The 15132-nt window shown below is 67.0% G+C and carries 12 protein-coding genes; 4 read left to right on the forward strand and 8 right to left on the reverse strand.

All coding sequences use genetic code 11. The features are described from left to right. Positions 1-114 precede the first annotated feature (114 nt). The 4 genes from ACIA75_RS27250 to ACIA75_RS27265 form a co-directional block, all read right to left on the reverse strand. Positions 115-4299, reverse strand: coding sequence for a zeta toxin family protein (locus tag ACIA75_RS27250; protein WP_397108835.1), 4185 nt, complete (start codon positions 4297-4299; stop codon positions 115-117). 196 nt (positions 4300-4495) lie between these two features. Then, on the reverse strand, positions 4496-4906 hold the full coding sequence (locus tag ACIA75_RS27255; protein WP_397108838.1) for a YbaB/EbfC family nucleoid-associated protein: 411 nt from the start codon (positions 4904-4906) through the stop codon (positions 4496-4498). A gap of 22 nt (positions 4907-4928) precedes the next feature. Beyond that, positions 4929-6623, reverse strand: a complete 1695-nt coding sequence (locus tag ACIA75_RS27260; RefSeq protein WP_397108840.1) for a hypothetical protein — start codon at positions 6621-6623, stop codon at positions 4929-4931. A gap of 356 nt (positions 6624-6979) precedes the next feature. Continuing rightward, positions 6980-7828, reverse strand: coding sequence for an SDR family oxidoreductase (locus ACIA75_RS27265; protein ID WP_397108842.1), 849 nt, complete (start codon positions 7826-7828; stop codon positions 6980-6982). Positions 7829-7957: 129 nt separating this feature from the next. Here ACIA75_RS27265 and ACIA75_RS27270 point away from each other — a divergent pair, with 129 nt between their 5' ends. Continuing rightward, positions 7958-8335, forward strand: a complete 378-nt coding sequence (locus ACIA75_RS27270; protein WP_397108844.1) for a winged helix-turn-helix transcriptional regulator — start codon at positions 7958-7960, stop codon at positions 8333-8335. A 154-nt stretch (positions 8336-8489) separates the two neighbouring features. Here ACIA75_RS27270 and ACIA75_RS27275 read toward each other — a convergent pair whose 3' ends face one another. Beyond that, entirely contained in the window at positions 8490-9092 is a 603-nt protein-coding gene (locus ACIA75_RS27275) for a TetR/AcrR family transcriptional regulator (RefSeq protein WP_397108846.1), read from the reverse strand. 221 nt (positions 9093-9313) lie between these two features. Between ACIA75_RS27275 and ACIA75_RS27280 the strand changes: the two genes are divergently transcribed. From ACIA75_RS27280 to ACIA75_RS27290, 3 genes are all read left to right on the forward strand, one after another. After that, positions 9314-10027, forward strand: coding sequence for an SDR family oxidoreductase (locus tag ACIA75_RS27280; protein ID WP_397108848.1), 714 nt, complete (start codon positions 9314-9316; stop codon positions 10025-10027). Between the two features lie 131 nt (positions 10028-10158). Continuing rightward, the gene (locus tag ACIA75_RS27285) at positions 10159-11190 is read left to right on the forward strand and encodes an NADP-dependent oxidoreductase (protein ID WP_397108850.1); all 1032 of its coding nucleotides are present in this window, start codon (positions 10159-10161) and stop codon (positions 11188-11190) included. Positions 11191-11213: 23 nt separating this feature from the next. Beyond that, positions 11214-12071, forward strand: coding sequence for an alpha/beta fold hydrolase (locus tag ACIA75_RS27290; RefSeq protein ID WP_397108852.1), 858 nt, complete (start codon positions 11214-11216; stop codon positions 12069-12071). 79 nt (positions 12072-12150) lie between these two features. Here the strand turns inward: ACIA75_RS27290 and ACIA75_RS27295 are convergent, their stop codons facing one another. Genes ACIA75_RS27295 through ACIA75_RS27305 form a run of 3 tightly spaced genes read right to left on the reverse strand, consistent with a single transcriptional unit; the run spans position 12151 to position 15125 of the window. Next, positions 12151-12885, reverse strand: coding sequence for an SDR family oxidoreductase (locus ACIA75_RS27295; RefSeq protein ID WP_397109122.1), 735 nt, complete (start codon positions 12883-12885; stop codon positions 12151-12153). Positions 12886-12896: 11 nt separating this feature from the next. Further along, positions 12897-13919 carry a phosphotransferase family protein gene (locus tag ACIA75_RS27300; protein WP_397108854.1) on the reverse strand — a complete coding sequence of 341 codons (1023 nt, stop codon included), beginning with the start codon at positions 13917-13919 and terminating at the stop codon, positions 12897-12899. Continuing rightward, positions 13920-15125, reverse strand: coding sequence for an acyl-CoA dehydrogenase family protein (locus ACIA75_RS27305; RefSeq protein ID WP_397108856.1), 1206 nt, complete (start codon positions 15123-15125; stop codon positions 13920-13922). It lies immediately after the preceding gene. Positions 15126-15132: the final 7 nt, after the last annotated feature.

Below are 15132 nucleotides of genomic sequence, written 5' to 3' on the forward strand. Positions count from 1 at the left end.
CTCATACAAGGCACCTCGACGGTAACACGGCAACATCGATTATGGCTATGTTGCAAGCGCGGTGCGGACGAGCGTCGCCTTCCACCCGGTCGGACTCGGCAGCCCGTCGTCGGCCTACATCGCAGGCCGGGACAACTTGGGCTCCGCGCGGACTCGCAACCCATCGATCTCGTTCACCAACGGGGCCCAGCGGGCACGGTCCTGAGCCACCTTCGAGTTCACGAGCTCACTCAATCCGGCGATTCGTTCCTCGAACGACCTGCACTCTTCTCTTGTCCACTCCCGATTTCTTTCGTCCTCCAATACCGCCCGGGCACGCGGCGGATCGTGCCACTGCCCATCGGGGCCCCGATGGTTCTCGTACAGGAGGTCGGTGCGGGTGCGTATTCGCAACGAATCCACTGGAACAGGCTTTGCGGATTCGACCAGCCCGACCAGCTCCGAAGAGCCGAGATACAGCCTGTCGTGCGTCCGGCGTGTGAGATAGCGGCCGAACCCATCGACTTCCCGGCCGTACACGAAGCGTTCCAGCCGAGCCAGGTCACTCTGCTCCCTCGGCAGAGCGATAACTTCCATAATCGTCCGACTGCGGCTTTCCGCTATTCGCTGTATTCGGGCGAGCGTACCCCGGGGATCCGAATTACCGCCTTCCAGAAGCACATTGTGCGACAGTGGTATCAGGAACTCCTCGAACATGTTGCGTAACTTCTGCGCCGCCGGAACCAGGTAGTCGTGGGCCGTGAAATCGTTCTCCCGATAAAGGCGGGAGTATGCTGGATGGAATTTTTCGAGCTCGTCGGCCTGAATCAATGCCGCACCACCCCGGTCGGCCAAGCGATCGCAAATCTGGTCCACCAGTGTCGATTTCCCCGCACCGGGCTGTCCGCCGACCACGTAGAGGACAGGCTCTTCCACCTGTTTCAGGGGACGCCCCGGCCGGTCGGTGAGGAGCGCCGGCTTTACTTGCTCGTCGAATAGCGACCGGATTCGGCGATCATCCAGCTCGAATTCTCCGGTGCGGGGCAGAAACTCGGGCTCCGTCGTCGCATAGTTGGCACGGCTGCGCGAGTGTGGACCTCGCCCCGGAGCGCCCTCCGCAGGAGGTGCTTCCGTCGCGATGTCCGATGTATTCGCCGCCGGTGTATCGGTCGGGTCGGACACGCCGATGGGGCCGGTGATCTGTCCTTTCTCGCGACCGTCCCTTGACAACCCGTCGCGCCCCGGGAGTCCGAAAAGGCCGGAGACCGATTCATACAGATCTGCGACCGTGCTGTCCGGTGCTCGGAAAATCGCTGCATCCATCAATCCGACCAGAGTCAGTCCCCCTACGGTTTCGTAGAGCGAGTGATGTGCCGGCAGCAGGATGGAGAGAATCGCTCCCGCGAAATCGAGCTTCGGAACATCCGCAGGCATGATCCAGAGGAATTTCGACGCGATTCTCGCCGCAGTTCCCGAAACCCCGGAGACAACGGGAACTCCACGCTCGACCGCAGCCTTCCGGAACCATGCACTGTCGCTGTCGAATTCGAATCGTGCCGTACCCGGCCGCCACGGCAGCGGAACAGCGAATCGCTGCGGGTCGAGTCGCAGCGCGGCGGCGGCGTCCACGGGACCTTCCTCGTGGTATGCCAGTATGCTGTCCACGACGGCGTGCCCTGATTCATCTCTCAGCCGGCGGCCGTGCTCGTCGTACCGGTAGAGCGGAATGACATTGCGAAATGCGCGGTCCCCGGCGGCGAGCCGAGTTTCCAGCGTTCTCACGTCGACTTGTCCCCGAGCGTCACGCGGTAGCGGCAGATGTGGGTCGAGCCGGGTCTTCCGGAGCGCGACCAAGCCGCCGGGAATCGCTTCCAATTCCCGGACCGACAACGGCATACCGAGCAGACTCCAGTCTTGAACGGTGAGGCTCAGACGTGCTTGCTCAGGTATCTCACGCAACATTCTGTCCGCGCCGCTGTGGGTGATCTCCTCGCGTATTGCGATGAACCCGGGATCGCTCATGGCATTGCGCCCCTGGCGGAGATCTGCTGCGACGATCGGCACGTCCGGGTCGCCGCCGGTGATCGCTGCACGCAGCCGGTTCAGCGCGGCGGTGTTCAGCCCCAGCCGCTGTGCTCGCTCGTTCCAGTCCGGTTGGTTGAGCAATCTCGACAGACCGTCGTCCAGCGTCGTGCCCGAAGGGTTCGGCAGCTCCCGGCTGCGCCACATCGCATTCTGCACCGCGGCCATCAGCTCACGCACATTGCCGTCTCGCCGCAACTCGTCCAACGGCACAGACCGCAATACCATTCCGCCCGAAATTGTCTCCTCGGGCATGTAGAAGGCATTGTCGATCTGTTGGCGAGTCGCTTGCGGATGCAGGGCCGAAAGGACTTCGCGCAACCGGTCGATCACCGCGATGACGACCTGTCTGGTCTCCGGTCGGTGAAAGAGCACTCGGGCCAGCTCGGACTCGTCCTGGATTCGCCGGTGCCGCCACCCTCGCTCATCGGCCGGCGGACTTTCCCCGGGCATCGGTGGGCTCGTTTCGCCCTCCCGACGGGCCACGGACGGCTCGTCGATATCCCTGATCCCCGGCACGCGACGCGATTCCTGCCCGAAGAGCCGATCACCGTCATCACGTTCCCTCGCCGGTCCGGCCGGAGCGTCGCCCGCTCTCCGAGCATCGGAGCCATCGGGTACGACCATCGATTGCTCGCGCCCGGCGACCGGCTCGGCCCGGGCCGGATCGGTGCCCTCGGCGGAACCGCCGTCGGCGGAATTCCCGGCTCCGGTGAGGACGGCCGGGTATGGGCTCGTACCGGGCGAGTACCAGGGACTGGCGAGGCGAGGCGGCGTGGTGGTCGGGGCGCTGACGGCTTGGCGTGGGATATCGTCCGGTGTGGTGGTGACGTCGGGTGGCGTCGAGCGGGTGCCGGCACGAGATGGAGTGGTGGGGGCGGAGCGCTCCGCAGGGTCACCGTGCGCGGCGGGGCGGGGGTGTGAGTCGACGCCGGGATAGGCGGTGGTGCCGGCTTCTGCCGTGACACCGGGGGCGGTGTGCCCGGGGCTCGGAACTGTTGCCGATCTGTCATCGGGCGGGAGCTGATCGGTTGCTGCCGTTGCGGAATCACGGTCGGTCGTGGTTTCTGCCGTCCCGACGACCGATTCCGCAACAGGCTGTACCGGACTCGCCGGGCCGGCCGGCGACCTGTCGGCGGGATGGGACGAGGAATGTGGAGAACCGGTAGCGGCGGTGCCGGGAAGGTGGGCACGGCCGGACGGACCCGATACGCCCGGGTCCAGATCACGAGTGAGTATTTCGCTCAGGTCACCGGGTTTCGGGGGCCGGGCAGTGCGGCCGGGCAACCCAGCCGGCGGCTGCGGTGGGATAGCCGAATGGCCGATAGTGTGCACACCCCCGGACAGCAGTCCTTCCAAAGCGCCGCTGACCGCGCCCAGGTAGAACTCCGACCCGTCGGGGACCGCGGGGTCCCCGCTGTACGCACTCGCGGCCACCGCGCCCCCCAAGGTGCCGGTCAACCCACCGGCTACCCCGGCCGCACCACCGGCCAACAGCATCGCTACCGCATTGGCACCCCGGGTCCCGTTCGCCTGTAATCGCGCCAATGCCCCCGTCACCGGCCGCGTGTACAGCACTCCCGCGCCCAGACCGCCGGCCGCGCCCCCGGCACCGGACACCGTCACCGTCTCCCAGTCGATCCTGTCCCGCTCCCCTCGATCCTGCTGCCACAGCTGGCCGGCCCAGGTGACGCCACCGCCGAATACCCCACCCACCACGATGCCTTGACCGATCAATGCCGTACGCGACGCCGACAACCGGGCACACAGCGCCATCACCGACTCGATCAACTGCAACCACGCCAGTTGCCATTCTTTTCGTGCGGCCGCCCGCACCCCGGCGGCCGCAGCCATCCCGCCCACGGGCATCGCCAACGACGCCAGCAACTCCACCACCAGCGCCGAACCCATGACAATCCAGGTGAACTGCCCCAGCTCGATGGCGTTGGCCGTCTCGCGGCACTCCGCCGCCTTGCTCTCGCAATACACAGCCAGATCACGTTTCCGGACCGCCGATCCGGCCAGAGCCCGTTGCGCCTCGGCCGCTGTGTCACCGGTCAGACACCCCGGCACGGAGGATGCCACGCCCTCGAGCCCCTCGGCCTCCGAAAGACACCCTCGTGCTGCCCGCTCCCAGGCATCGCCCCCAGCCCGCAACGCGTCCGGGTTTCCTCGCGGAAACGGGCCGAGTACCTGCTCGCACACCCCCAGCGGAAAGCCCTCCGGCAGAGCGACCAACCGACTCACCTCGACATGACCATCGACCCGACAACAGACTCGACACCGGCGGAGCACAAGGTCTCACGCCTCACCCGGCCGCCCATCACTGAGAAACCCAGCCCTCAACGCCCGCCGATGCTCCGGGGACAAGTAATACCGATCCGGCCGGCGGATGGACAAGCCTGGATGTACGTCATCGTGCCGGATTGCGGTGTCAGGACTCGACGGTTGACTCATGGCCTGCTGCCGAGGTTCCCGGAACGAGATCGGAGAGATCGGGCATACCGCCTGCGAGTCCGGCCAGCGGCGCCACCACGGCAGCGGCCCGCTCCTTCGCCAGCCGGGCGGCCTCACGCGCGGTATCGGTGAGCAGCCCACTCAGCTGTCCGGCGGTGCCGCGCATGGCTGCCGGGGTCACACAGATCTCGAGTACCGCCCCGGCCGAATCCACGATCACGTGCACCGAGCCGTCGGATGTGGCGGCCTGAACCCGCAGATCGGCCAACTGCCGCTGCACCTCCGCAACCTGTGTCTGCTGTTGCTCGTAGGCATCCAGCATTTCGTGCATCCGCGAGCGCAGAGCACGAGCGGCCGAACCGTGATCTGCGAAATGGTTCCGGTCCATATCGACATCCTTTCGAGCCGGATCAGGCATCCGCGCGGCGCGCCGGAAGACGCAGCCGGGTTCCCTCTCGGGCGGTGTCCACCAGCAGCCGGTGCAGCGCAACGGCAGGCGCGCTTGCCCGATCCGCGCGTAGCTCGACCTCCGTGAACGCCTCCACCAACGCGGCGGCCGGGTCGAATCGTCTGGTAGGGGAACATCCACTGAGCTGGTCGCGCCAGTGCCGGTAGCCCCTGACTATCCGGCCGAGCGGACCGCTCGCATGCTCCGGTCCTGCGATTCGCAAGTATTCGGCGATCAGTGTGCGCTGAGCCCGCCGGTGGGCCGCGTAGTGCCCCTCGGCGGCCAACGCGCGGCCGAGTTCCCGGACCAGGTTCGCGTAGAGCGGGCGTTCCGTGGAACCGGGCGCCGGGCGACGGCCTCTTGTCGCCACCTCGATGGATGCGACCCTGGTGGCAGGGTCGGTGGTCGCGGCCCGGTCGAGCACGATATGCGCCGCCCGGATTTCCGGTCGGCCGGCTCCGGAGACGATCGGCCGTTCCAGCCGGGCGGGCAGCGCATCGTCCAGGTCGGCGATTTCCAGCCCCCGCAGGTCGATGTGGTGATGCCGTTCCAGCACGTGGTCGACGGCCGTGGCGATCTCCTGTGCGATCGGTTCGTCCAGTCCAGCTGTGTCGAATCCGATGATCCGGAGTCCGTGCCGGGCCCCCAGTTTTCCGAGTATGCGCAGAGCGGCAGGATCGGTTACCGGTTGCGGGGCCACTTGCACCGGCTGAGGGCTCGTCTTGTGCGGTTTCGGTGTGACGGCCGCGGGCCGCTGATCGTGCTTGCGCCTGTCGCTGCGTCCCGGTGGGGTGCCGCGGGGTGCGCCGCCAGGGTGGCCGGGTGGATCGGACCGAGGTGCGCTGCCCTGGTTATTCGGTGCCGAAGTGTTCGACGCGGAGGCGGGGGCACGACGACCTTCGATGGGTGATTGCGCGGCCGGCGTGTGCCCGGACCACGGCGAGCGGCCGGGACTGCGGTCTCCGGGTGCGGACCGCTCGCTACCCCGGATTGCCTGTCCTGGCGGCTTTTCCGTACGGACGGGGTCGATCGCAGATCGGGTGGGAACCGCCGGTCCGGTTGGTGGGTAACTCTCGCCGGGACGGCCGTCTACCGGCCCGGGTGGAGCACCGATCGCGGATTCGCCCGCGCCGGTTGCGGGTTTCGCCTGCGAAGCGGAGACCTGGGATTCCACCGCATCAGCGGCCCCGGGTGTAGCGGCGGGAGGCGCCGGCGGCGTCTCCCGGTCGAGGTCGTGAGGAGTATATGCAGGACGGAAAGATGCTGGAGGGCGCATCTGGTCGCTTGCCGACCACACGTCGGCGTCCGGGAACGGTGACTCCGGCGCTGCGGTCGCATCGCGCACGGACCCCGCACCGGTATTGTCCAGGTCTTCGAAAAGCGAGAGTGTTCCGGCGAACAGTGCACCCATGTCGCGGAGGGCTCCGGCACTGCTCTCCAGGGCGCCGACACCTTCGTCAGCGCTCGGCACGTAGTACTCCGCGAACGCCCGGCCCATCTCGTCATCGCCCCAGGCGGCCGCGGTTTCGTTCATTCCGGCGGCGGCAAGCCCGTCCCGCAGGTCGTGGGCCGTGCGGGCCGCACTCTCGGCGATATCACGCAATTCTCCGGTCAGGGCGCGCACAGCGTCCGGATCGATACGAAACGACTGGCTCACATTCGCCCTCCGCGCGGAATTCACGACTTGCCCGTCACATCTTGCCCCGCCGCGCACGGGCAGGAAAGGTTCGCCGTGGCCGCGGCCGACGTGGGTCTTGCGCCATAGCCGATTGGGCGCAGCGGAACGCGGACCACCGCCACACGGTGATCGTCGATACCGGAACAGCGACGGCCACCGGGGCGGACACACGCGTAATATCGTGCGCCGCCTGCACTTCCGCTCCGCCGGTTGAAATCGGCATACGGCTCACGGCCCCCTCGACACCGAGCGGAACTGCCCGCCTCGACCTGTGACTGCGTCGCCGATCGGCCGGAGAGCAGCGCCCGTGCTGCCCTCCGCGGCACATCTTCGGGTCAGCGCGCAAGGACCAGCGCGGCCGGGGTACTGGCATGCCCGAGGAGCCGCTGCAGATCGCCGCTGTCGGTGTCGAGGGCACCGACAGCGATGCCGGCGTCGGTGGCGGCGAGAAATGCGGCCATCGGCGCGGGCACTCCCCCGTTTTCGAGGACCTTCGCATACTCGTCGGCAGGCAGGTCCTGGTAAGCGACGGACTTGCCGACAATGCCCGACAGGACCTCGGCGAACTCCTTGTAGGTCAGCCGTTCGTCGCCGCCGAGTTCGTAGACCTTGCCGGCTTGGTCGTCGGCGAGCAACACCTCCGCCGCGGCCTCGGCGTAATCCTTGCGGGCGGCGCCGGCGACGCGGCCGGTGCCCCCGGAACCGAACAGCGAGCCGGTGGCCTCGGCGGTGTCGACGGCGGAGGCATAGTTCTCCCAGTACCAGCCGTTGCGCAGCAATGCGACGTCCAGCCCGGATTCGGTGAGCAGATCCTCGGTGGCCTTGTGTTCGGCAGCCAACGAGAGCGGGCTGCGCTGCGCGTCGAGCAGGCTCGTGTAGGCGACGAACCGCACGCCGGCAGCCGTCGCCGCGTCGACGACGTTGCCGTGCTGTGCGATGCGTTGCCCCACCTCGCTACCGGAGATCAACAGCAACTTGCCGACACCGTCCAGCGCAGCGGTGAGGGCGTCCCGATCGGTGTAGTCGGCGACTCGCACCTGCACGCCCCGTGCGGTGAGATCGGTGGCCTTCGCGGCGTCGCGGACAACCGCGACGACAGTGGACGGATCGACGCCGCGCTCGATCAGCGCGGCAACGACCAGGCGTCCGAGATGACCGGTGGCACCGGTGACAGCGATGGTCATGGAACTCCTCAGTGTGAAGGTGGGGAAGTGTGAAAGCGGGGAACGCCGCCATCAAATCACTTACTAATAGTAAGTGCAACCATTTGGGTAAGTTACTTATGCCGCGTTCGTCCGTGTATCCTGACGTGCGTGACGTCGCAACCCGCACTCGAAGCGAACGTGTTCGCCCGCGCGTGCGCGTCCCGGCAGGTACTGCAGAACGCGACCGGCCGCTGGGGCGTGCTCGCCCTCGCCGCCCTGGGCGAGGGCCCGCATCGGTTCGGCGAACTGCGCCGGCACGTCGACGGGGTCAGCGAGCGCATGCTCGCACAGACTTTGCAGCAACTCGAGCGCGACGGATTGGTATCCCGCCGGGCCGAGAACACCATCCCACCCAAAGTGGAATACAGCCTCACGCCCCTGGGCGCACGCGTCGCCGAGCATCTCCTCGGACTGATCGACGTACTCGAATCGAATATCGCCGAAATCGCTGCCGCACAACAGGACTACGACAGCACCCACAAGTAGCACCGGGCCGCGCCGATAATCGCGATCGGCACACCAGAAACGAGGTGGCAGCGCGCGGGTACCCCTCAGGACCGAGCACGGCGCAGCTCCGATCTCAACGTCCGAGTCGGCACCCTGCCCCTTCGACCCCCGGCCTCGACATTGCGCCCACCGATCAGCGTGGCAGGAGAGCAGACACCTGCCCCCTGATGTCCTCCACGATCTCGTCGACGCTGTGCGCGATGTTGGCGGTGGCAGCCATGGCGAGAAACATTATCGCGGACACTATATGCGCCCGCCTTGTGGCGTCGGCCTCCTCGACCCGCCCGTTTCGGCGCAGTACGGCGGCGATCGCTTCCTCGGTCTGCCCGACGACAGCGAGGGCATCGCGGTGGTGGGGCTCCTCCGGGTCGCCGAAGACCATCTCCCGCAGGTAGGTGCGCCCGTTGTCGATCTGAGTGCGGTTGCACCCCACTATCGGACGGATGATCGCCATCACCGCGTCGAGCACGTCGGGAATATTCTCGGCAGCTGCCCGGCCCCGCTCGAGCGCTTCGATGTAGTGGGCGTTCTGCACGAGCAGAAGCAACTCACCCTTGGTCTTGACGTACAGGAACACCGTCCCGGTACCGACGTCGGCCTTGTCGGCGATCTGCTGGGTGGTGACCTCGTCGACGCCGTATTCGGCGAAGAGTTCGCCGGCGGCGGCGGTGATGCGGTCGAGCTTCTGCTGCTTGTTCCGCTCGCGCCGTCCGACCGGCTGGGGGACGAATGACATGGCGGGTGCCCTTCGGAATAAATAATGACTGCACTCAGTTTTGAGTATAGTCACTAACGATAGCGGTCCAGATACGTGCTCTCCAGATCTTCCCATCAAGAAACGTCCACCCGGACACGTGACGCCGGCGACCGGCTGACCCCGAGCCGGACGGCCGACAACCCAACCCCTCGACCGGCAGCACCCATAAGTCCGCGACCCCGCACAAGAAAGAGCGTGACATGCCCACACTCCATGGAGCCGTCGTCCTCGTCACCGGAGCGAACGGTGGCATCGGGACACACTTCGTCCACGAAGCCCTCGCACGGGGCGCCGCCAAGGTTTACGCCACCGCCCGCAACCCCCGCGACTGGAATGACGAACGAATCGTCCCACTCGTCCTCGATATCACCGATCCCGCGTCCATCAAGGCCGCCGTCGCCGCCGCGCCGGACGTCACGGTGCTCATCAACAACGCCGGCGCTTCGGTGGCCGGCGCCGGTATCCTCACCCATACCGATGAGGAGATCCGCACCAACGTGGAGACCAATTTCCTCGGCCCGCTCTTCCTCGCCCGCGCCTTCGCCCCGATCCTGAGCAGCAGGGAGGAGTCGGTCATCATCGACATCCACTCCCTGCTGAGCTGGTACGCCGTTGCCGGTATCTACAGCGCCACCAAGGCAGCTCTGTGGTCGGCTACGAACTCTCTGCGCCTCGAGCTCGCCCCCGCAGGCGTCCATGTCGTCGGTGTGCACGTCGGTTACGTCGACACCCCCATGGCCGCGCACACCACCGCCCCCAAAACGCAGCCCGCGGACCTGGTGCGGACCGTATTCGGCGCCGTCGAAGCCGGCGAGTACGAGGTTCTTGCCGACGAAGCTTCCGCTCGGGTCAAAGCGGGACTCAGCGCACCCATCGAGGCGCTGTACCCCCAGCTCGTGGCCACCGATAGCTGAGCAGCACACGGCGTCGTGCAGCCGCCGAACTACCCGCCGGCATCGACGAATCGAGAGCTCATCGCCGAACCGGCGATGCCGAGCACGAGACCAGCACATACCCGTCCGCAGACCAGAAGGAGTCACCAGCCATGCGAGCATTCGTCGTCACCGCCTACAAGCAGCCCCTGCGGGAGGCCGACGTCCCGGAGCCGGTAGTCGGCGAGCACGACGTCCTGGTGCGGGTGCAGGCGGCCGGGGTGAACCAACTGGACGAAAAGATCCGGACCGGCGAGTTCAAGCGGATCCTGCCGTACGGACTGCCGCTGATTCTCGGTAACGATCTGGCCGGTGTCGTCCTGCGGGTCGGAGCGAAGGTGCGATCGTTCGAGCCCGGCGACGAGGTATACGCCAGGCCCGGCAAGGACCGCATCGGGACTTTCGCGGAGCACATCGCCGTCGCGGAGGCAGACCTGGCCCACAGACCGGAATCGGTCAGCGTCGAGGAGGCAGCTTCCCTCCCCCTGGTGGCGCTGACCGCGTGGCAGGCACTCGTGGAGCGTGGCAATGTGCAACCCGGGCAGAAGGTCCTCATCCACGCCGGATCCGGCGGTGTCGGGTCGATCGCGATCCAGCTCGCCAAAAACCTCGGCGCGACCGTCGCCACGACGGCCGGCGCCGCCAACGCCGACTTCGTCCGAGAACTCGGCGCCGACCATGTCATCGACTACCGCAGCCAGGACTTCGAACAGCTACTGCACGATTACGACCTGGTACTCGACAGCCTGGGCGGAAAGAATCTGGAGAAATCGCTGCGAGTGCTGCGGCAAGGCGGCAAGGCAATCGGAATCGCCGGCCCCCCGGACCCGGCCTTCGCCCGCGAACTCGGCGCCAACCCCGTGCTCCGTCTCGCGATCACCGGCCTCAGCAGCAGTATCCGCCGCCGAGCCCGCCGGTTGGGCGTGGGCTATGAGTTCCTCTTCATGCGTGCCGACGGTGACCAGCTCCGCCGGATCACCCGTCTGGTCGACGACGGCGCGTTGCGACCCGTGGTCGGGCGGGTCTTCCCGTTCGACCAGACCCCCCAGGCCCTCGAAGCGCTGAGTAAGGGCGGCATCCGCGGCAAGGCTGTCATCAGCAACACCGGGCCCGTCGCCTCCCCAACCAACGGCACCCACCCCTGACACCCACAGACCGGAGGAACACCATGACCACAGACAACGACCCCGTCATCGCGTCCTACGCGAAGGCGCCGACCCACACCATCACCGCAGGCGGCGTCACCTACGCGTACCGAGAGCTGGGGCGGATGGGTGGGATCCCCGTGGTTTTCTTCGTGCACCTCGCCGCGACTCTCGACAACTGGGACCCCCGGATCATCGACCACATCGCGAAGAACCACCACGTCATCGCCTTCGACAACCGCGGTGTCGGCGCCTCCACCGGGACAGTCCCCGACAGCGTCGAGGCAATGGCCGACGACGCCGTAACCTTCATCGAGGCCCTCGGATTCGACAAGATCGACATCTTCTCGTTTTCACTCGGTGGCATGATCGCCCAAGCCCTCGTACTCGAACACCCCGAGCTCGTCCGCAAGCTCATCCTCACCGGGACCGGCCCCGCCGGCGGGAAGGTCATCGACAAAGTCGCCCGCACCACCTACTACGACATCCTCCGCGCGACCCTCACCCGGTCCGATCCCAAGGAATTCCTGTTCTTCAACCGCAACGTCACCGGCAAACGCGCCGCCCGCGCCTTCGTCGAACGCCTCGACGAGCGCACCACCGACCGAGACGCCCCGATCACGGTGAACGCATTCCGGACGCAGCTGAAAGCGATCAAGAAGTGGGGCCGCTCCACACCGGCGGATCTGTCGAAGATCACCCAGCCCACCCTGATCGCCAACGGTGACAACGACCGCATGGTGCCCTCGATCCTCTCCGAGGATCTCCACGGTCGAATCGACAAATCCGAGCTGATCATCTACCCCGACTCCGGACACGGCGGCATCTTCCAGTTCCACGACGAATTCGCACCCACCGCCGCGGAATTCCTGAACCGCTGATACGCAGACCGCGGCCCGATAACCACAGGTTGACCGCGGCGAGAGAGACTGCACGGCAATAGTTCGTATGCGTGCGAAATTACGCGCGGTAGCCGTCGGTACCGGCCCGCGATATCACGATATTGGGTACGACGGCCCGCGACGACAGCCGCAGCAGCGAATCGACCATCTCCACCACATCGTTCACCGTGAGCATCCGCTCGGGCGGGATCCGATCATGGATCCATGCGCTCATCTCGGTGTCGACGTACCCGGGCGCGATCGTGGTACCAGTGACGCCGTTGCCCGATTCCTCCGCATTGAGGGTCGCGATCAGCGAGATGAGTGCTGCTTTCGCCGCACCGTATACCGCTAATCCGGCCTCGGCGTACACACCACTGATCGACGAGAGCGCGATGACCTTGGCACCGCACGCGGGCTCGGCGGCCGCGCCGGCACGCAGCATCGGGAGCGCGCCCTGGATGAGTTGCACCGGCGCGCGCACATTCACGGCGAGGGTCTTGTCGAATCGGCGCATCGACGAATCGGCGAGCGTGCCGGCGGTACCGACCCCGGCATTGAGGACAAGCGCCGACATCGTGACGAAGCGCTCCGTGTGCGTGGCGAGCACCCGCTCCACGCCCTCCGGGTCGGACATATCCGCGGCGACGGGCACGGCATCGGCGGCGCCCGCCGCGCGCAGCTCGGCGGCGGCGATTTCGAGCTGGTCGGCGTCACGAGCGGTGATCGTCAGGGCATAACCCTGCCGGGCGAGCCGCTGAGCAATTCCCCGGCCGATACCGCGGCTGGCGCCGCTGACGAGGGCGGACTTCACGTTGGCTCCAGTCAATTTCGGCCTTCCTTCAGTGCGCGCAATCCGGCCGCCATGAACTCCGGAGTCGCCTCGGCCGCTCGCTCGGCGGCAGAACCGGCGTCGGAGCCGCGCCGCGCCCGGTGCGCGATACCCTCACCGATCACGCCGAGTTTGAAATTGGCCAGGGCGAGATAGAAACCCCAGTTCCCGAGGTCACGACCCGATGCGCTGGCATACGAGTGCGCGAGCGCTTCGGGTGTGGGCATCCGGTCGCTCGTCCACGCGGCCCGGGTACCCAGTACCAGGTCGAAAACCGGCGAACGGTACACGCACATCAGCGCGGCGTCGGTGAGGGGATCGCCGAGGGTGGACAGTTCCCAGTCGACGACAGCGCGCACCCGGCCGGGATCGGCCGAGTCGAGGATGGTGTTGTCGATCCGGAAGTCGCCGTGCACGATCGCGGCGGCCGATTCACGCGGTACCGCCTCCGATAATGCCGCGTGCAGCGTTGCCACATCGGCGACTTCCCGGGTCTTGACCCGCTCCCATTGGGAGGCCCAGAGTCGCACCTGGCGAGTGAGAAACCCTTCCGGTCGGCCGAACTCGCCCAGGCCCACCGCCGCGGGGTCCACCGCGTGCAGCTCGGCGAGCACCCGCACCAACTCGGCGGCGGCCGCGTCCACTTGCTCGTCGCTGAGCGTGGCGAGGTCGTCCTGGTCGCGGATCACGGCTCCGTCGACGAATTCGACCACGGTCATCGGTGCGCCGAGCGCGGTGCCCTCCGCGTCGAACGCGATCGTTTTCGCCACAGGTACCGCGGATTGTTGCAGCGCGTCGGTCACCGTGTATTCGCGCGCCATATCGTGCGCGGAAGGGGTGAGCCCGGCGACCGGTGGGCGCCGCACCACCCACCGCGAAACATCGTCGGATGCGGCGAAGGTGAGGTTCGACCGACCCCCGCTGATCAGTTCCACTCGCAAGGCACCGCGCACCTCGACGCCCTGCTCGCGCAGGAAGCGTTCCAGTGCCTCGACGTCCATTCCCGGCAGGTTCATTCATTCCTCCCGCAGAGCGCGTTTGGCGGCGCCGACCGCTCGTTTGGCGATCGCCCACCGATGCACCTCCGAGGGTCCGTCGTAGATCCGGAACGGACGCACCTCGCGCGAGAGCCGCGCCAGCGGGAGGTCATCGGACACGCCGAGGCCACCGCACATCTGCATACTGCGGTCGACGATGCGGAAGATCGCCTCGGCGGCGAAGGTCTTCGCGATCGAGGTGGCGTTCGCGGCCGGTTCGCCGCGGTCGAGTTCCCAGCAGGCCCGGGTGAGCAGAGCACGGGTCGCGGCGATATCGATCTCGTTGTCGGCGACCATCTTCTGGATCATGCCGAGATCGCCCAACCGCGAACCGAAACCCTCCCGCTGCGCCACCCGGGCCACGGCCACATCGTGTCCACGACGGGCGGCGCCGAGCCACCGCATCACATGGGTCATCCGGGCGGGACCGAGACGCACCTGCGCATATTCGAAACCGCGGTCCACCTCCCCCAGCACCGCCGACTCCGGAACCAGCAGATCTTCGAAGAACACCTCACAGTGGCCGCCGACCATCGAACGGTCCAGGGTGTCGAGGTGACGCCCCACCCGGATGCCCGGGGTATCGGCCGGTGCCAGGAACATCGTCGCCCCGCCCCGCTGACCGGGTTCACCCGAGGTGCGCGCCATGATGATGAAGAAGCCCGCACCGTCGGCGCCGGTGATGAAATATTTTGTGCCGTTGATCCGCCAGCCGCCCTCGGCCCGCACCGCGCGAGTGGCCAGCGCGGAAGGATCGGAACCGGCGCCGGGCGCCGGTTCGGTCATCGCGAACGCCGAACGCACCTCGCCGTGCGCGAGCGGAGCGAGGTACTGCTGCTTCTGCTCCGGGTTCGCGATATGGGCGAGCATGTGCACATTGCCCTCGTCGGGCGCGGCAATGTTCAAGGCCGTCGGCCCGAACAGGGAGTATCCCGCTTCCTCGAAAACGGGCGCCCGGTCGCACATCCCCAGCCCGTGACCGCCGTATTCGATCGGCGCGTGCGGTGCGAACACACCCGCCTCGCGAGCCGCCTGCTGCAGTTCCTCGCGGAACCGGTCACCGCCGGCCGCGGCGATATCACCGTTGTGCGCATCCTCGAGCGGCAGCACGTGTTCACGGACGAAGCTACGGGTCCGGTCGACCAGAGCTTGCACCTCGGCCGACAGGGACAGATCGATCGCCACAGGCCCA

It is taken from the genome of Nocardia sp. NPDC051750, from assembly GCF_044453135.1.
In the GTDB taxonomy this organism is placed as follows: Bacteria; Actinomycetota; Actinomycetes; order Mycobacteriales; family Mycobacteriaceae; genus Nocardia.